The sequence below is a fragment of the Nocardioides sp. genome (genome assembly GCF_036374615.1).
Lineage (GTDB): Bacteria > Actinomycetota > Actinomycetes > Propionibacteriales > Nocardioidaceae > Nocardioides.
On sequence record NZ_DASUTK010000011.1, the window covers coordinates 1 to 17,026 of the forward strand.

Annotated in this window: 18 protein-coding genes; 3 read left to right on the forward strand and 15 right to left on the reverse strand. The window is 69.9% G+C overall.

Annotated features, from left to right (window positions below; translation table 11 throughout):
* From smpB to ftsE, 4 genes are all read right to left on the reverse strand, one after another.
* On the reverse strand, positions 1-471 hold a 471-nt coding region (smpB, locus tag VFZ39_RS00480), incomplete at its 3' end, for an SsrA-binding protein SmpB (RefSeq protein ID WP_330863750.1).
* Between the two features lie 105 nt (positions 472-576).
* Positions 577-1,833: a peptidoglycan DD-metalloendopeptidase family protein gene (locus tag VFZ39_RS00485; RefSeq protein WP_330863751.1), complete on the reverse strand. Its 1,257-nt coding sequence runs from the start codon at positions 1,831-1,833 to the stop codon at positions 577-579.
* A gap of 55 nt (positions 1,834-1,888) precedes the next feature.
* Positions 1,889-2,800 (reverse strand): permease-like cell division protein FtsX, encoded by a 912-nt coding sequence (gene ftsX, locus VFZ39_RS00490; RefSeq protein WP_330863752.1) that lies wholly within the window; start codon positions 2,798-2,800, stop codon positions 1,889-1,891.
* Between the two features lie 35 nt (positions 2,801-2,835).
* A complete protein-coding gene (ftsE, locus tag VFZ39_RS00495) occupies positions 2,836-3,525 on the reverse strand; it encodes a cell division ATP-binding protein FtsE (protein WP_330863753.1) in 690 nt (229 codons plus the stop codon).
* Positions 3,526-3,606: 81 nt separating this feature from the next.
* On the opposite strand from ftsE, the gene VFZ39_RS00500 reads away from it, so the two are divergent.
* The gene (locus tag VFZ39_RS00500; RefSeq protein WP_330863754.1) at positions 3,607-4,200 is read left to right on the forward strand and encodes a hypothetical protein; all 594 of its coding nucleotides are present in this window, start codon (positions 3,607-3,609) and stop codon (positions 4,198-4,200) included.
* Here the strand turns inward: VFZ39_RS00500 and VFZ39_RS00505 are convergent.
* From VFZ39_RS00505 to VFZ39_RS00540, 8 genes are all read right to left on the reverse strand, one after another.
* Positions 4,197-4,718 carry a gluconokinase gene (locus VFZ39_RS00505; RefSeq protein WP_330863755.1) on the reverse strand — a complete coding sequence of 174 codons (522 nt, stop codon included), beginning with the start codon at positions 4,716-4,718 and terminating at the stop codon, positions 4,197-4,199. The two genes, VFZ39_RS00500 and VFZ39_RS00505, sit on opposite strands and share 4 nt — an antisense overlap.
* Positions 4,715-6,130: a GntP family permease gene (locus VFZ39_RS00510; protein WP_330863756.1), complete on the reverse strand. Its 1,416-nt coding sequence runs from the start codon at positions 6,128-6,130 to the stop codon at positions 4,715-4,717. The genes VFZ39_RS00505 and VFZ39_RS00510 overlap by 4 nt, the downstream gene beginning before the upstream one ends.
* Before the next feature lie 70 nt (positions 6,131-6,200).
* Positions 6,201-7,322 carry a peptide chain release factor 2 gene (gene prfB / locus VFZ39_RS00515; RefSeq protein WP_330863757.1) on the reverse strand — a complete coding sequence of 374 codons (1,122 nt, stop codon included), beginning with the start codon at positions 7,320-7,322 and terminating at the stop codon, positions 6,201-6,203.
* Between the two features lie 36 nt (positions 7,323-7,358).
* Positions 7,359-7,853 carry a CAP domain-containing protein gene (locus VFZ39_RS00520; RefSeq protein WP_330863758.1) on the reverse strand — a complete coding sequence of 165 codons (495 nt, stop codon included), beginning with the start codon at positions 7,851-7,853 and terminating at the stop codon, positions 7,359-7,361.
* 359 nt (positions 7,854-8,212) lie between these two features.
* The gene (locus VFZ39_RS00525) at positions 8,213-10,606 is read right to left on the reverse strand and encodes a bifunctional salicylyl-CoA 5-hydroxylase/oxidoreductase (protein ID WP_330863759.1); all 2,394 of its coding nucleotides are present in this window, start codon (positions 10,604-10,606) and stop codon (positions 8,213-8,215) included.
* Positions 10,603-12,234, reverse strand: coding sequence for an AMP-binding protein (locus VFZ39_RS00530; protein WP_330863760.1), 1,632 nt, complete (start codon positions 12,232-12,234; stop codon positions 10,603-10,605). Before VFZ39_RS00530 ends, VFZ39_RS00525 begins: the two co-directional genes overlap by 4 nt.
* A complete protein-coding gene (locus tag VFZ39_RS00535) occupies positions 12,234-13,157 on the reverse strand; it encodes an acyl-CoA thioesterase (protein ID WP_330863761.1) in 924 nt (307 codons plus the stop codon). The genes VFZ39_RS00530 and VFZ39_RS00535 overlap by 1 nt, the downstream gene beginning before the upstream one ends.
* Complete coding sequence (locus VFZ39_RS00540) at positions 13,154-13,639, reverse strand: cupin (protein WP_330863762.1); 486 nt, start codon at positions 13,637-13,639, stop codon at positions 13,154-13,156. The genes VFZ39_RS00535 and VFZ39_RS00540 overlap by 4 nt, the downstream gene beginning before the upstream one ends.
* A gap of 113 nt (positions 13,640-13,752) precedes the next feature.
* Here VFZ39_RS00540 and VFZ39_RS00545 point away from each other — a divergent pair, with 113 nt between their 5' ends.
* Positions 13,753-14,172 (forward strand): RidA family protein, encoded by a 420-nt coding sequence (locus tag VFZ39_RS00545; RefSeq protein WP_330863763.1) that lies wholly within the window; start codon positions 13,753-13,755, stop codon positions 14,170-14,172.
* Between the two features lie 108 nt (positions 14,173-14,280).
* Here the strand turns inward: VFZ39_RS00545 and VFZ39_RS00550 are convergent, their stop codons facing one another.
* Positions 14,281-15,120, reverse strand: a complete 840-nt coding sequence (locus tag VFZ39_RS00550) for a PaaX family transcriptional regulator C-terminal domain-containing protein (protein WP_330863764.1) — start codon at positions 15,118-15,120, stop codon at positions 14,281-14,283.
* 215 nt (positions 15,121-15,335) lie between these two features.
* On the opposite strand from VFZ39_RS00550, the gene VFZ39_RS00555 reads away from it, so the two are divergent.
* Positions 15,336-16,316, forward strand: coding sequence for a virginiamycin B lyase family protein (locus VFZ39_RS00555; RefSeq protein ID WP_330863765.1), 981 nt, complete (start codon positions 15,336-15,338; stop codon positions 16,314-16,316).
* A 111-nt stretch (positions 16,317-16,427) separates the two neighbouring features.
* On the opposite strand, the gene VFZ39_RS00560 is transcribed toward VFZ39_RS00555, so the two are convergent.
* Together VFZ39_RS00560 and VFZ39_RS00565 are read right to left on the reverse strand one after the other, a co-directional pair.
* Entirely contained in the window at positions 16,428-16,688 is a 261-nt protein-coding gene (locus tag VFZ39_RS00560; protein ID WP_330863766.1) for a hypothetical protein, read from the reverse strand.
* 110 nt (positions 16,689-16,798) lie between these two features.
* On the reverse strand, positions 16,799-17,026 hold a 228-nt coding region (locus tag VFZ39_RS00565; RefSeq protein ID WP_330863767.1), incomplete at its 5' end, for a hypothetical protein.

A 17,026-nucleotide genomic window follows, 5' to 3' on the forward strand; every position in this document is an offset into this window, starting at 1 on the left:
ATGACCCTTGAGCCGCCGCTGGACCGCGTCGACCTTCTCCCGGTTGGCCGTGCGCTCAGCGAGCGTGTGGCGCTTGTCGTAGGACTTCTTGCCCTTGGCGAGGGCGATCTCGACCTTCGCGCGGCCGTCCTTGAAGTAGAGCGCGAGCGGCACGATCGTGTAGCCCTTGTCGGTGATCTTGCGCTCGATCTTGTCGATCTCGGCGCGGTTGAGCAGCAGCTTCCGGCGCCGGCGCGCGGCGTGGTTGGTCCAGGTGCCCTGGGTGTACTCCGGGATGTGCACGTTGTGCAGCCACGCCTCGCCGCGGTCGATCTCCGCGAAGCCGTCGACCAGCGAGGCGCGCCCCTGCCGCAGCGACTTCACCTCGGTGCCGACCAGGACCAGGCCGGCCTCGAACGTGTCGTCGATGTAGTAGTCGTGGCGCGCCTTCTTGTTCTGCGCGACGAACTTGCGCCCCTGCTCCCTGGCCATCCGACGATTCTCTCAGGTGACTCCAGTGCGGCGCCCGGGGGTTTCGAGGCTCGCTGCGCTCGCACCTCAACCACCGGGCGCGTGGGCCGGAGTCGGGGGCGTCAGTCAGAGCCAGCCCATCGGGTCCACGGTCGCGCCGTTGACCATCACCGTGAAGTGCAGGTGGCAGGCGGTGGACCAACCGGTGCTGCCGGAGTAGCCGACGACCTGGCCGCGGCTGACCCGCTGTCCGGGGCTCACCACGTCGTGCGACAGGTGGTTGTAGATGATCGTCAGGTTCTTGCCGTTGACCTGGCCGACGTAGATGATCACCCGGTTGCCGTACGACGAGGAGTAGTACGTCGTGACCACCCGGCCGCCGGCGGCAGCGGGCAGCGCCACACCACAGCCGCCACCGAAGTCGGTCCCGTTGTGCAGTGCGTAGTAGCCGTAGATCGGGTGCGTCCGGTAGCCGTACGGCGACGTGACGTACCCGCCCACCATCGGCCAGCTGAGGAAGCCGCCACGGCTGGTGCTGATGTCCGGCTGCCGGGACTTGGCGGCCTGCGCGGCGATCAGCCGCTCGATCCGGTTCTCCTCCTGCTTCAGCTCGCGAAGCTCGGCCCGGTCCTTGCGCTTGGCCCGGACCGCCATCCGCTTGGCGACGGCACGCTCGGCCACGACCTGCCGCACCCGCTCTCGCGCAGCCCGCGCCTCCGCGGTCAGCTGCTTCATGACCTCCAGGTGCTCCGCCGCCGCCTCACGCGCGAGCGCCACCTGTGCCTCCGCCTCGGCGAGCTGGTCCTCGCGGACCTCGAGCAGTACCTCGGCGGCCCGGAGCTCGTCGTACTGCCGCGTCTCCTGGCCGACCATGACCTGCTGGCCCTCCTGGGTCCAGGTGAGGTCGGCCGAGCTCTGCGCGGTCAGCATCGAGGAGAACGCGCGCAGCTCCGGGTCACCCTCCTGGTAGATCGTGGTGATCATGTCGGTGACGGCGTCGCGCTGATCGGCGAGGTCGAGCCGACCCTGCTCGAGGTCCTCCTTCGCCCGCTCGAGCCGCTCCTGGGCGAGCTCGAGCTTCGCCTGCATCTCACGGTCGCGCTCGCGGGCGTCGAAGAGCCGCTGCCGGGTGGCCTGCAGCTGCTTCATCGCCGATCGGAGCTGGGCCCGTGCAGCCGCCATCCGTTCGAGCGCGCGGTTCAGCCGGTCGCTGGACTCCTCGAGGGCGTGGTCGGCGTGCTCGATCTTCTTCTGGACGCGCTTCTGCTTGTCCTTGAGATCGTCCGCGTGGGCCAGCGGGACACTGACCACGCCGAGCGTGAGGAGGGTCGCGACACCGGCCGCGCCGAGGCGACGGCGGGCGGTACGGGGGAAGGAACGCACCGGGTCTGCCTTCGATGTTCGGGGAAGTGAACGCGTCGAAGGTAACCGAGTGGGATCAGACTTTGAGGTATTTCCGGGTAAGTACGAGTGTCGGGAGCAAGGTCAGCACCGGTCCGAGGATGCCGACGACCACCAGGGCGTAGACGAACTCCTCCCTCCCGACCCACGGGATGAACCCGACGAAGTCCTCCAGCCGACGGTGCACGCCGAACCACATCGCCGCCGCCATGGCGCCGCCGGCCAGCGCGACGCCGATCAGGGCGGTGACCACGGCCTCCATCAGGAACGGCAGCGCGATGTACAGCGTGGAGGCGCCCACCAGCCGCATGATGCCGATCTCCTTGCGGCGAGCCAGCGCCGCGAGCCGGATGGTGTTGGCGACCAGCAGGAGCGCTGCCACGACCAGGAAGGCGGCGATGGCCAGGGCCCCCCACTGCATCGCCTCGATCCCCCGCAGGATCGGTCCGACCACTGCCCGTTGGTCGCGGACGGAGCTCACCCCCGGCATGGTCCTGACCTCGCTGGTCACGCCTTCGTACTCGTCGGGGTCGTCGAGCGTGATCCAGAGCGAGACCGCCATGTCGTCGGCGGTGGCGGCGGCGTTGCGGCCCTCGAAACGCTCGGCGCCGAAGAGCTCCTTGACCTTCGCGAATGCCTCGTCCTTGGACTCGACGTACCAGCTCGCGACCTCGGGGTTGCGCTCGAGCACGTCCTCCACCGCCTGCTGCTGGGCGGAGGTGACCTCGGTCGGGCACGCCGGGTTCTCGTCGCCGTCCCGGCAGAGGAACACGGTGATCTGGAGCTCGTTGCCCCACTGGTCCCCGGCCTTGATCGCCTGCTGGTTGAGCAGGACGCCGAGTCCGACGAGTGTGAGCGACACGAACAGGGTGAGGATCACCGCGACGTGCATGGACAGGTTCCGTCGCAGGCCCTGTCCGAGCTCGGAGAAGACGTAACGCAGCTGCATCGGGGAGGTGGTCTCTCTCTGTCAGTGCAAGATGGTCAGTGCTGGAAGCCGTAGACGCCCTGCGCCTGGTCGCGGACGACGCGACCGCCCTCCAGCTCGATCACGCGCTTGCGCATCTGGTCGACGATGCCGGAGTCGTGGGTCGCCATGACCACCGTGGTGCCGGTGCGGTTGATGCGGTCGAGCAGCTTCATGATGCCGACCGAGGTCGCGGGGTCGAGGTTTCCGGTGGGCTCGTCGGCGATCAGGATCATCGGCCGGTTCACGAACGCACGGGCCACCGCGACCCGCTGCTGCTCGCCGCCGGACAGCTCGTCGGGCATCCGGTCGCCCTTGCCGTCAAGTCCGACCAGCTCGAGGGTCTCGGGGACGAGCGTGCGGATCTCGGACGCCGACTTGCCGATCACCTGCATCGCGAAGGCGACGTTCTCGGTGACGGTCTTGTTCGGGAGCAACCGGAAGTCCTGGAACACGGTGCCGATCTGACGACGCAGCCGCGGCACCTTCCAGCCCGCCAGCCGGTTGATCTCCTTGCCGGCGACGAAGACGCGACCGGTGGTCGGGCGCGACTCGCGGAGCACCAGCCGCAGGAAGGTCGACTTGCCCGAGCCGGAGGCGCCGACGAGGAAGACGAACTCGCCCTTCTCGACGTCAACGGTCACGTTGTCGAGGGCAGGAGTGCCCTGGCCGGGGTAGGTCTTGACGACCTTGTCGAAGCGGATCACCGGGTCGAGGGTAGTCCAGCGGCCCAGTGGCCTCCGAAACGGCGACCGTCCGGGCGTGGCACGGCCATCTAGGGTGGCGACATGCGGTGGGTGTGGGCGGCTGCTGCGGTCTCGTTGCTGCTGGGAGGCTGCAGCCTGCCGGGCGGGTCGCCGGAGCCTCAGCCCGACGCCGAACCGACCACGCTCTCGTCGTACGACGCTGCGCAGGCGCGGGTCGTCCGCGGCCCGTTCTGCGACCGGCTGTCCCCCACCGGCGTCGAGCACGCCCTCGGGGCGGTGCCCGAGGACAGCACCCAGTGGGAGAACGGCGACCGGGTGCGGCTGCCGGACGGCACGAAGGACCGGGTTCACGAGTTCGGGTGCCGCTGGTCTGCAGAGGACGGAGCGGTCGCCATGGCGTACCTCTTCGTCCCGCCGGTGACCAAGCGGCAGGCCCGTGAGCTGGTGCAGGGACGGCTGCCTGCCGGCTGCTCACCGATGGCCGCGAACGGATTCGGCCGTCCGAACCTGGCCACCCGCTGCGTGGGCGACGACGCCACCACCGCGCTCACCTACCGCGGCCTGTTCGGCGACGCGTGGGTCGTGTGCTCGCTCCGCACGCCCGGCGACCCGGCCGACCTGCCGACCCGCGCGAGCGCGTGGTGTGTGGAGGTGCTGGAGGCCGCCCGCGCCTAGGGGTTCCCTGGGAGCAGGTCGAGGCGGCCGAGGATCGCCTCGGCGATCTGCTCGGGCGACTGGGCGACGTCGACGGTGAAGCCGGCCTCGTCCTCGCCGAGCGGCTCGAGGGTGTCGAGCTGCGACTCGAGCAGCGACGGCGGCATGAAGTGCTCGCGCGCCGACATCCGCTCGAGCAACAGCCCCTTGTCACCGACCATGTGCACGAAGCAGGTGCGCTCACCACCGGTGCGCAGCACGTCGCGGTAGATGCGCCGCAGCGCTGAACAGCTCATGAGTGTGGGGCGACCGGCCCGGTCGTGCTCGCGGGTCCAGGTGGCGAGCCGGCCCAACCAGGGCATCCGGTCGGCGTCTGTCAGCGGGTGGCCGGCCGCCATCTTGGCGACGCTCTCCTCCGAGTGGAAGTCGTCCCCCTCGGCGAACTCCCAGCCCAGCCGCTCGTTGACGGCCTGAGCCGCGGTGGTCTTGCCCGAGCCCGACACGCCCATGAACACGAGGTGCCAGACCGGCTCGGTCACAGCACTACCCACAGGATCGCCGCGATCGCGAAGGCGGAGACCCCGAGCGTCGTCTCCATGACCGTCCAGGTCTTGAGCGTGGTCTTCTCGTCCATCCCGAAGAACCGGCTCACCAGCCAGAAGCCGGAGTCGTTCACGTGCGACAGCACCGTGGCGCCGGCCGCGATCGCCACGACGAGCAGGGTCAGGTGGACCTCGCCCAGGTTCGCCTCCGCGGCCGGCCCGGCGATCAGGCCGCCGGTCGTCGTAAGAGCCACGGTGGCCGAGCCCTGCGCGACCCGGAGCAGGGTGGCGATCACGAAGGCCTGCAGGATCAGCGAGAAGCCCAGGTCGGACAGGGACGAGCTCAGCGCGGCGCCGATCCCGCTGAGCTCCAGGACGCCGCCGAACATCCCGCCCGCGCCGGTGATCAGGATGATCGCGCAGATCGGACCGAGCGCCCCGTCCAGGATGGAGGACACCTGGGCCATCGACGCGTTGGGGCGACCCAGCACCAGGATCGCCACCAGGACGGTGATCAGCAGCGCGATCGGCGTCTGGCCGAGGAGGCCCAGGAAGTCGACCCAGCCGGTCCCCTCCTCCAACGTGCCGGCTGCGACCAGCGTGTCGAGCACGGTGTCGCACGAGATCAGGACCAGCGGGATCAGCAGCAGCGCGAGCACGGTCCCGAACGCGGGCGGTCGTTGTCCCAGCCTGTGCTGGCCGTCGCCCTCGCCGTCAGCATCGTCGGTGCCGTCCTCGATCTTGCCGAACACCACGTCGGTCAGTTGGACGTCGACGCGCGCGGCCAGGACCTTCGAGACCAGGTAGACCCCGACGTACCACGCCAGGACGGCGATCGGGAGCCCGACCAGCAGGGTGAGCCCGATGTCGGCGTTGATCTGCTGGGCCGCCGCCACCGGTCCGGGGTGCGGCGGCACGATCGCGTGCATCGCGGCGAAGCCGCCGGCTGCGGGCAGTGCGTAGTAGAGGAGCGAGCCGCCGAAGCGCCGCGCGACGGTCAAGATGATGGGGAGGAAGACGACGAGACCGGCGTCGAAGAAGATCGGGAAGCCGAAGAGCAGTGCAGCCACGCCGAGTGCGAACGGCGCACGTTTCTCGCCGAACCGGTTGATCAGGGTGTCGGCCAGCACCTGCGCGCCGCCGGTGACCTCCAGCAACCGCCCGAGCATGACTCCGAACGCGACGAGCAGTGCCACCGACCCGAGCGTGTCGGCGAAGCCGTACAGGAGGACATCGGGGATGTCAGCGAGGTCGAAGCCGACCACGATCGCCGTCACGAGGCTCACGAGCACCAGCGACACGAACGCGTGCAGCTTCAGCACCATGATCAGGATCAGCAGCAGCGCCACCGCGCCGGCTGCGATGAGGAGCAGGGTGGCGGTCCCGTAGACCGGGTCGATCGGTTCCATGGGGTCCTTCCGAGGGGATCCCACACTCTGCCGGTGCGAGCGCGAGGCCCGCAACCACACTTACGGGTGGTCAGGCCTCCGCGGCCACCTTGTCGGCGCCGGCCCGCCAGCGGACCCCGGCCTCGAGGAAGTCGTCGAGGTCGCCGTCGAACACCGCTTGCGGGTTGCCCGTCTCGTAGCCGGTGCGCAGGTCCTTCACGATCTGGTACGGGTTGAGCACGTAGTTGCGCATCTGGTCGCCCCACGACGCCGCGACGTCGCCCTTGAGCTCCTTGAGGTGCGCCTCCTCCTCCGCCTTCTTCATCGCGAGCAGCTTGGCCTTGAGGATCACCATCGCCGATGCCTTGTTCTGCAGCTGCGACTTCTCGTTCTGGCAGGACACCACGACACCGGTCGGGATGTGGGTCAGCCGCACCGCGGAGTCGGTGGTGTTCACCGACTGGCCGCCGGGGCCCGACGAGCGGTAGACGTCGACCCGCACCTCCTCGTCGGGGATCTCGATGTCGTCGGTCTGCTCGAGCACGGGCACCACCTCGACGGCGGCGAAGGAGGTCTGGCGGCGACCCTGGTTGTCGAACGGGCTGATCCGCACCAGCCGATGCGTCCCGGCCTCGACCGACAGCGTGCCGTAGGCGTACGGCGCGTGGATCGCGAACGTCGCCGACTTCAGCCCCGCCTCCTCGGCGTAGGAGGTATCGAAGACCTCGACGGGGTACTTGTGCTGCTCGGCCCAGCGCGTGTACATCCGCATCAGCATCTCGGCGAAGTCCGCCGCGTCGACCCCACCGGCGCCCGAGCGGATCGTGATCAGGGCCTCACGGGCGTCGTACTCACCGCTCAGGAGGGTGCGGATCTCGAGGCTCTCGACCAGCTTCTTGATCCTGCCCAGCTCGCGCTCGGCGTCGGCCAGGGTCTCGGCGTCGTTCTCGTCGCGGCCGAGCTCGACCATCAGCTCGAGGTCCTCGATCCGGCCCGACAGCTCGACGAACCGGTCCAGCTCGCCCTGGAGCAGCGAGAGCCGGCCGGTGACGCGGGTCGCGTTGGCCTGGTCGTCCCAGAGGTCGGGCGCGGCGACCTGCTCGCCGAGGTCGGCGATCTCGCCGCGCATGGCGTCGAGGTCGAGCACCTGGCCGATGGTCTTCATCGTCGCCTGGAGCTGCTTGATCTCGGAGTCGTAGTCGGGGCCTGCCACGAGAGACAACGTTACCGCCGCGCTTCCAGCCCAGCGTTATCGGCGACCGAAGACCTGGGCGGCGTACGGCGTGCCGTTGTCGGAGCGGCGCATGGCCATGCCGAGCAACCGGTAACCGGGGTTGAGGATGTTGGCGCGGTGACCCTTGGAGTGCATCCAGGCCCGCACGACCGCTCGGCCGGTCGGGTAACCGTACGCAACGTTCTCGCCCACGGACCTCAGGTTGCACCGTCTGAGGATCGGCCCGAGGTCCTGGTGCTTCATCGTTTCGTGCCTGGCCATCCACGAGGCCTGCCTGCGCGCGAACCGCTGCACGCACTTGCCGCGGCGCAGCTTCACCAGGTCGTGGGCCTCCCGTCTGTTGTTGGTGACTGCCCGAGCCTGGGCCTGGTACCTGGTGACCGACTGCTGGACCGAGAGGGCGGCGCTGGGGTCCGCCTGGACGGATGCCGCAGGTAGCAGCGCCGTCAGCATGGCGAGCATCGTGAGCACGACGCCGACCAGGGGGGTTCGGGGGGTGCGGGTCAGCACGGGATCTCCTGTTCGGGGGGTTCGGAGGTCCCCAGCACGGTACGTCGGTGTGCGGCGGTCCCGCCAGGAAACGGTCGATGTCCGCCGCTACTCGGAAAGCCCGGCCGGAGCTTCTCGATCTGCGGCGTGCCGGCTCGTGACAGATCACGTCTGGGTTGAAGGCCCCTTCGACACTTGCTTGACGTCAAGCAAACGCGCGCGAGCCTGCTTCGGACGTCGTGGCGCGCTCAAAAGGTCCCGCTGACGCACTGCCCCGGTCAGGCCGAGGCGTACCGCGAGCACGTGTCTGCCCTCCGAGTTCGCCGCCGTCGGTTGATCGTGCCCGGGGCAGACCCGTCGCGGACCCGTTTCGGGTCAGCTCACGACGTGGCGTAGGCGACGTCGGCCATCGTGCTCGGGCCGGGCCGCCAGCGGACGTGCACGAGGTCGTCACCTTCGTCGCGCAGCATCGAGAGGCGGGGCGGGATCTTGTCCGTGCGCGACGTCGGCGGTCGCCGCCGTCCCGCCTGCCACGGCAGCGGCCACTCGGCCGCCTCCCCCTGGTACTCCTGCTCGGCGGCTGCGTGAAGCGTCCACTGCGGGTCGTACAGGTGCGGACGTCCGAGGGCGCAGAAGTCGGCGCGGCCCGCCAGCAGGATGGAGTTGACGTCGTCGTACGACGAGATGGCGCCGACCGCGATGACCGGGACCCCGGCCGCCCGGGCGACCTCGTGACGGATCTTGTCGGCGAACGGGGTCTGGTAGGAGCGACCGAACGCCGGCTGCTCGTCCTTGGCCACCTGCCCCGACGAGACGTCGATCGCGGCCGCCCCGTGGGCGATGAACGCGCGCGCGATCTCGACGGCGTCCTCCTCGGTGTTCCCGTCCGGTAGCCAGTCGGTCGCCGAGATCCGGACCGTCACGGGGATCGCGTGCGGGACCTCGGCGCGGATCGCGTCGAACACCTCGAGCGGGAAGCGGAGCCGGTTCTCCAACGATCCGCCGAACTCGTCGGTCCGCCGGTTGGAGACCGGGGACAGGAAGGAGGACAGCAGGTAGCCGTGGGCGGCGTGCACCTCGATCAGGTCGAAGCCCGCCTGGACCGCCCGCCGGGCGGACGCCACGAACTGCTCCACGACCCTGGTCATCTCCTCGCGGTCGATCTCGCGCGGGACGTGGCACCCGTCCCCGTACGGCAGCGCGGAGGGGCCGACGACCTCCCAGTTGCCGTCGGGCAGCGGCTCGTCGATGCCCTCCCACATCAGGCGCGTGGAACCCTTGCGCCCGGAATGGCCGAGCTGCATCCCGATCCGTGCCGTCGTCTGCTGGTGGACGAAGTCGACGATCCGTTCCCAGGCGACCTGCTGCGCGTCGTTCCAGAGCCCCCCGCACCCGGGCGTGATCCGTCCCTCCGGCGACACGCACGTCATCTCCGTCATCACCAGCGCGGCACCGCCGAGGGCCTTGCCACCCAGGTGCACCAGGTGGAAGTCAGAAGGCACGCCCTCCTCCGCCACGTACATGTCCATCGGCGAGACGATCACGCGGTTCTTCAACCGCACCCCGCCGATCTCCGCGGGCTGGAACATGGCCGGTGCCGCCTCGTCGCCTCCGCTCTGGCGCGCGAACTCGGACTGCATCCGAGCCGCGAAGTCGGGGTCGCGTTCGGCGAGGTTCTCGAACGTGATCCGACGGGATCGGGTGATCAGGTTGAACACGAGCTGGGCGGGGTCCTGGTCCACGTACATCCCGATGTTCTCGAACCACTCGAGCGAGGCCTGGGCGGCGCGTTGGGTCGACTCGACCACCGGCTTGCGCTCGGTCTGGTACGCCGTGAGAGCGGCTGCGACGGACGGCTGCTCGTGCAGGCAGGCGGCCAGCGCCAGGGCGTCCTCCATCGCGAGCTTGGTCCCCGAGCCGATCGAGAAGTGGGCGGTGTGGGCGGCGTCGCCGAGCAGCACCACGTTGCCGTCGTACCAGCGCTCGTTGCGGACGGTGTGGAAGTTGAGCCACTTGGAGTTGTTGGTCAGGATCCGGTGGCCATGCAGCTCCTCGGCGAAGATCTCGTTGATCCGCTCGACGGCGTACTCGTCGGAGACACCCGGCGGGAAGACCGTGTCCTCGGTTCGGTCGAGGCCCGCACGGCGCCACACGTCCTCGTGCATCTCCACGATGAAGGTGGAGCCGGCGTCGGAGTAGGGGTAGCCGTGGATCTGCATGGTTCCCCACTCCGTCTGCTTGACGAAGAACTGGAACGCCTCGAACACCAGGTCGGTGCCGAACCAGATGTACTTGTTGTGTCGGCGGTCCAAGGTGGGACCGAACGCGTCGGAGTACCGACTGCGCACCGTGGAGTTGAGGCCGTCCGCGGCCACCACCAGGTCGTACTCCTCGCGCAGCAGGTCGGGGTCGGGAGCCTCGGTGCGGAAGTGCACGGTCACCCCGAGGTCAGCCACCCGCTCCTGGAGGATCCGCAGCAGGTCCTTGCGCCCCATCGCCGCGAACCCCTGCCCCCCGACGGTGAAGGCGTGGCCGTTCACGTCGACGTCGATGTCGGTCCAGCGTGCGAACCGACGCGCCATTCGGCCGTAGATCTCGGTGTCTGCGCTCTCGACGGCGCCGAGGGTCTCGTCGGAGAACACGACCCCGAAGCCGAAGGTGTCGTCGGGTGCGTTGCGCTCCCACACCGTGATCTCGTGGCCGGCATCGAGCTGCTTCATCAGTGCGGCGAGGTAGAGGCCGCCGGGTCCGCCACCGGCGATCGCGATCCTCACGTGCCCGCCGCCAGGCTCTCGCGCAGCCGGAAGTGCTGCAGCTTGCCGCTGGCGTTGCGGGGCAACGCCTCGACGAAGCGGACGTCGCGCGGGTACTTGTACGGCGCCAGCCGGTTCTTCACGAAGTCCTGGAGCTCCTTCATCTTCTGCTCGTCGGCGGTGACCCCGTCCCGGAGCACCACGAAGGCACAGACGACGGAACCGCGCTCGGCGTCAGGCTTGGCGACGACAGCCGTCTCGACCACGTCGGGGTGGTCGTCGAGGACGGCCTCCACCTCGGGCCCGCCGATGTTGTAGCCGGACGACACGATCATGTTGTCGGTGCGGGCGCAGTAGTGGAAGTAGCCGTCGGCGTCGACGCGGAAGGTGTCGCCGGTGAGGTTCCAGCCGTTCACCACGTAGCCGCGTTGCCGGTCGTCGTCGAGGTAGCGGCAGCCGACCGGCCCGATCACGGCGAGCCGTCCCTCCTGATCCACCCCGACCGGCTCGCCGTCCTGGTCGACGACGGTGGCGCGGAAGCCGGGGACGGGCTTTCCGGTCGCCCCCGGGCGGATCGGGTGGCCGGCGTTGGAGATGAAGATGTGCAGCATCTCGGTGGCGCCGATGCCGTCGATGATCTCCAGCCCGATGGCGTCGCGGATCTGCTCCCAGACGCCCTGCGGGATGTGCTCGCCGGCGCTGACCGCGGCGCGCAGATCCTTGAGCTGACCGATCTTCCCGGACTTGAGGATCTGTCGGTACGCCGTGGGCGCGGTGGCCAGCACCGTGACCCCGTGCTCGGCCACCAGGTCGGCGAGCTGCGGGGGCGTCGCCTTCTCGGTCAGCAGCGCGCAGGCGCCGGCGCGGAGCGCGAAGACCACCAGCATCCCGAGGCCGAACGTGAAGGCGAGCGGGGCCGTGCACGCCACCAGGTCGCCGGGGCCGAGGTGGAGCATGCGCCCGAAGGTGTTGTCGATCGAGAGCACGTCACGGTGGAAGTGCATGGTGATCTTCGGGACGCCGGTACTGCCTGAGGTGGGTCCGAGCAGCGCGACGTCGTCGGCCGCGGTCTCGACCGGCGTGAACTCGCCGGACTTGATCTCGACGCGCTGGGTCAGGTCGTCGGAGTCGTCGCCGCCGTAGGCGACCACGGTGAGGTCGGGCGCGGCGGAGTCTCTGACGGCCAGCACGTCCTCGGCGAACCGATGGTCGACCAGCGCGATCACCGGCCGGGTCCGGGCGACGATCGGCTCGAGCTCGCGGGCACGCAGCGCGGCCATCGTCGTCACGACCACGCCTCCGGCCTTGAGGACACCCAGCCAGGCGGCAACCGTCCAGGGGTTGTTGGGCGAGCGCAGCATCACCCGGTTGCCCGGCACCAGGCCGAGGTCCTCGACCAAGACCTGGGCCACCTGGTCGGAGCGACGGCGGAGCTCGCCGTACGTCCACGTCGCCCCGTCGGGGGTGCGGAGCGCGGGTGCGTCGTCGCCGACGCGGCGGGCGGGTACGTCGACGAGCTCGACGCCGGCGTTCAGCCGGTCGGGGTACTGCAGCACGTCGGTGGTGAACTCGATGGTCGGCCACAGCTCCGGCGGCGGCAAGTGGTCGCGCGCGAAGGTGTCCACGTGGGCGCTGGGCGACAGTTGCATCAGCGTGCTCCCTTGTCCGGGCGGATCATGCCCTCCTGGAGGACGGTCGCCAGGTGCCGGCCGTCCGGGGTGAAGAAGCGGCCGCGGCCGAGACCGCGACCCGCGGAGGCGGACTCCGCCTCCTGGGTGTACAGCAGCCAGCCGTCGAGCGCGCCGGCCGGCGGGCGGTGGAACCACATGGCGTGGTCGAGACTGGCGGTGACGAGCCCGTGCTGGGCCCACGGCAGGCCGAGCACGCGGAGCACCGGCTCGAGGATCGTGTAGTCGCAGACGTAGGCCAGTGCGGCGAGGTCGCGCTGCTCGTCGGTGAGCCCGGCGACCGGGCGCAGAGCGTCGAACGGCTTGACCCACAGCGCCTGCTGGGGCGTGGATTCGCCCTCGACCCGCACGTACACCGGGCCGGGGACGTGCCGCATGTCGAAGCTGCGGCCGCCGCTCCAGTAGGCCTTCGCCTGCTCGGTCATCATCGTGTCGCCGCCCGGCTCGACCGGCTCGAGGTAGGCAGCCGAGCTCGGCAGCGACTCCGGGGGCGGTACGTCGAGCGGCGGCTCGGGTTCATGCTCGGCCGCCTCCTCGCCCGCTGCGAAGCCGGCCAGGCACACGTAGACGGGCTTGCCGTTCTGGAACCCGCGCACCTGGCGGGTGGAGTACCCGCGGCCGTCCCGCAGCAGCTCCACCTCGTAGCGGACCTCGGCACCGATGTCGACAGGGCGCAGGAAGTAGCTGTGCATCGAGTGCATGGTCTTACCGTCGGTCACCGAACGCATCGCCGCAGCGGCTGCCTGGGCGACCATGTCGCCGCCGTACGCCTTGGGCCAGGGGCAGGGCTGGGTCACCGCGGTGAACGCGAGGTCGAAGGCCTCTGGCTGCTGCTCCGTCAGCTCGAGGGCGGCGGTGAGAACGGCGGAGCTGCCGTGGGTCACGGCCGGTCGACCCAGTCCGGGAGCTCCACGTCACTGACCTCGGGCAGGTTCACGACGAGGTTCTCCGGCGTCCGGGTCGTCATCCAGGTGAGTGGCTTGTTCCGATCCAGGTTGCACTCGACGTGCGGCATGAAGGGCGGCACGAAGACCCAGTCGCCCTCCTCCATGTCCAGGTAGTCCTCGAACTTCACACCGAAGTAGATCCGGGCGCGTCCCGACAGCACATAGCCGCCGGTCTCCGCCTCGCCGTGGTGGTGCGGCACGGAGCGGTAGCCGGCGTCGTTGCTGACCTTGCCGAACCAGAGTCGCGTCGCCGGCGTGTGCTGGATGCTGACGCCGGAGATGCGGGTCGCGCCCTCCGACTGGCCGGTGTCGCCGACCTCCTCGCCTGCCCGCGTGACCACGGGCACGACCAGGCCGGACGGGCCGGCGTACATCGTGTTGTCACCCTCGAGCACGTACTTGCTGAGGTCGGGCTCCATGGGATCTCCTCGTGGTGGAAGCCGCGTATCGCACGTTCGTCACGATCGTCGCCAATATGTCATAGAGTCGGGTCGCGCGGAACCGGCACGCGCCGCGACAGGAGAGGCCCACCGTGAACCCCATCCCCGTCAACCCGTCCGCACTGCCCGCGCCGCGCGGCTACTCCCACGGCACGCTGACCGGGAACACGCTGTACCTCGGCGGGCAGACGGCGCTGGACGCCGACATGCGGATCGTCCCCGGCGGGATCGTCGAGCAGTTCCGGCAGGCGTTCGGCAACGTGCTGACGACGCTCGCCGAGGTCGGTGGGCGCCCGGAGGACCTGGTCAGCGTCACGATCTACCTGACCGACATCCCCGACTACCAGGCCCACGGCCAGGAGATCGGCGCGGTCTGGCGCGAGCTCGCCGGTACGTCCTACCCCGCCATGGCCGGGATCGGCACCACGGCGCTGTGGCAGCCCGAGGCGCTCGTGGAGATCATGGGGGTCGCGGTGATCCCGGACGAGCGGCTGACGGCTCCGTCGGGCTGAGCGGGAGTCGCGGTTTCCCCGCTCAGCCGGGGAACCAGTGACTTCGTGACCCACATTTGCCCCACCAGGTCGTTGGTTCCCCGCTCAGCCGGGGAACCGAGAGGCTCCCTACGCCGTCCCGTGCGTCGCAGCCGACACGTACTCGTGCGCCAGTCCCTCGAGGGTCCGCTGCAGCTCGGCGAACAGGTCCGCCGCGGCGGCCCCTGACCAGTCGGCGGGAAGCAGCGCCGGCGGCAGCCCCGGGTCGAGGTAGGGCAGCTGGCGCCACGTCGTCAGGACCCGCACGTAGTCGGCGAACGCCTCCTCGGTGCGCTCCCCCGGCCGAGCGCGGGTGCGCCAGCGGGCGAGCAGTGGCTCGTACGTCGTGACGAACTCGCGGTAGCGGGCGTCGATGCCGGCGAGGTCCCACCACTCGGACGCCAACGCGCGCACGTCACCGAACCCGAGGTGGTCGGCGTGGAACAGCTCGACGTAGTGCTCGAGCCCGTCGCGCGCCAGCACCAGCCGCGCCTCGTCGGCCACGTGGGCGGGCGCGATCCAGGTGCCGGAGGCGATCGTCGCGAACCCGAGTCTGGACAGCCGGGACCGCAGCGCGTGCCGCTGGCCGCGCTGCGACTCCGGCACCGAGAACACCGCGAGCACCCAGTCCGACTCCTGCGGCTCCTCGCGCACGAAGATCCGCCGGTCCCCCTCGGCGAGCACGCTCTCGCCGTACTCCGACAGGGCGTAGCCGGCGACCCCGCCCCGTCGCTCGCTGACGAGCACGCCCCGCTTCTTCAGCCGCGAGACCGAAGACCGGACGGGAGGGGGCTCGATGCCGACGTGCCCCATCAGGTCGATCAGCCGGCTCACGCTGATCCAGCCCCCGAGCTCGCGCACGTAGAGGCCGAAGAGCGTCACGATCAGGGCGCGCGGTGACTGCGGCGCGGGTGGGGATGCCGTCGTCACGAGCGCTGAATGTACGCCGTCGAGGGCAGCCGGGAGTCAGACGCCAGATAGTGCCAGTCCGAATCACACGACAGGCCGATCCCGGCGCCATCGCCCAGAGTCGGCAAGGGCGTTGAACCGTCCCGGGGCCAGGACCGTTGTCCCATGCGTCCCGGGTGTGCTCCAGGCCGCAGGCAGGTCCGGGTCTCGACCGGATGCGACCGTGGGGAGCGGACATGGCACTTCGTACGAGCCGGGCGATCGCAGTGGCGCTGGCCGCCGGACTCGTGCTGACAGCGGGCGCCGCCGTCGCCGCACCAGTGGGCAAGCTGCAGCAGTTCCGGGTGCTGACGGACAACAGCGAGCCGCGGAGCATCACTGCGGGCTCGGACGGCAACGTGTGGTTCACCCAAGGCACTAGCTTCACCGACGCGCCGGCCGTGGTCGCGCGGATCACCCCGGGAGGTGAGATCACCGAGTTCACGCCGACCGTGGCGGACGGCTGCAACTTCTGCATCCTGACCGACATCGCGCAGGGCCCGGACGGGATCCTGTACCTGACGTCGAACGACCCGAGTCTGATCCGGTTCGACGTCGACACCGGCACCTTCGAGCCACCGGTGCAGATGCCCAACAACAACGCCCTCGGCGGCAACCTCGCCGTCGGCGGCGATGACGTGTGGGTGACCGACTTCAACAACGACACGGTCTGGCGCTACGACATCCCGACCGGCCAGTTCACCTCGTTCCCTGTCGCGGACCCCGCGGACGTGGCGGTCGACCCCGCCGGCAACGCCTGGTTCGCTGATGCCTTCGGCAGCGCCATCGGTCGGATCGACGCTGTCACCGGCGAGGTCACCAGTACGCCGACCCCCTTGGCTCCCCGCAGCGTCGCCGTCGCCGCGGACGGTCAGGTCTGGTTCACCGCCCGGTTCACGCCACAGGGCGTGGGGCGACTCGACCCGGTGGACAACAGCGTCGAGGTGTTCCCCCTGGCCGGAGTCGGCCCGCAGGAGATCGCCGCGTCTCCGGACGGGACGGTGTGGTTCACCCAGACGACCAAGGGCAACATCGCGCGGGCCGACAACACCGGCGTGATCTTCGAGGGCAAGGTGGTCAAGGGCAGCGGCGCCTTCGGCATCACGGTCGACGGTGACGGCGACCCGTGGTACACCATGCCGAACGTGGACAAGGTGGCCACGTTCCAGCTGCGGTAGTGCGGTCCCGTTCAGTCATCGAGCACCACGGTCGCCGAGCCGTGCGCCCAGCCCTGCCCCACGCTCCTGAGCGATCCCACGATGGGTCGACGGGCCGCTGGCGACCCACGGTCACTGAAGGGCGCTCTGCCTCGACGGCTCCTCCCGCACGGCCAGCCGTCGGATCGAGGCCATCACGAGGCTGGGCTGGCGTGCAGGGGCGATCCGGATGCCGAACGAGGGACGGGCCTTCCGCGCTGCGACCGGTTGCGGTCGGACCGCTTGCGGCCGTGGTGCGCCGCACAGGACCTGCAGCACCATGAAGGCGACGATGAGCAGTGGGAGCACCGTCAGGAAGAAGACGATGACCAGCTTGACCAGGCTCGGAGACACGCCCCCTGGTACCCGTTCGGCGAGCACCGACGGCCACCCGAAGGGGTGGCGTTCACCTGTCCCTGCAGCCCGGTCGTACACGCAAGGGCACAACGACGACCGGCGAGCCGTCAGGCCTCGTGCTCGCGGCGTCGCACGACGCGACTGGGGAAGACAGCGGGGCGACGCTCGGCGAAGGCCGCCAACCCCTCCTTCGCATCCGGTGAGGCGAAGGCCCGCTGCCCGTAGAGGGCCTCGGCGCGGAAGGCGGCGTCAGCCGGCATGTCGGAGAGGCTGAGCACGCTCGCCTTGATCACCTCCAGCGCGGTGCCGCTGCGCGTCAGCAGCATCCGCGCCAT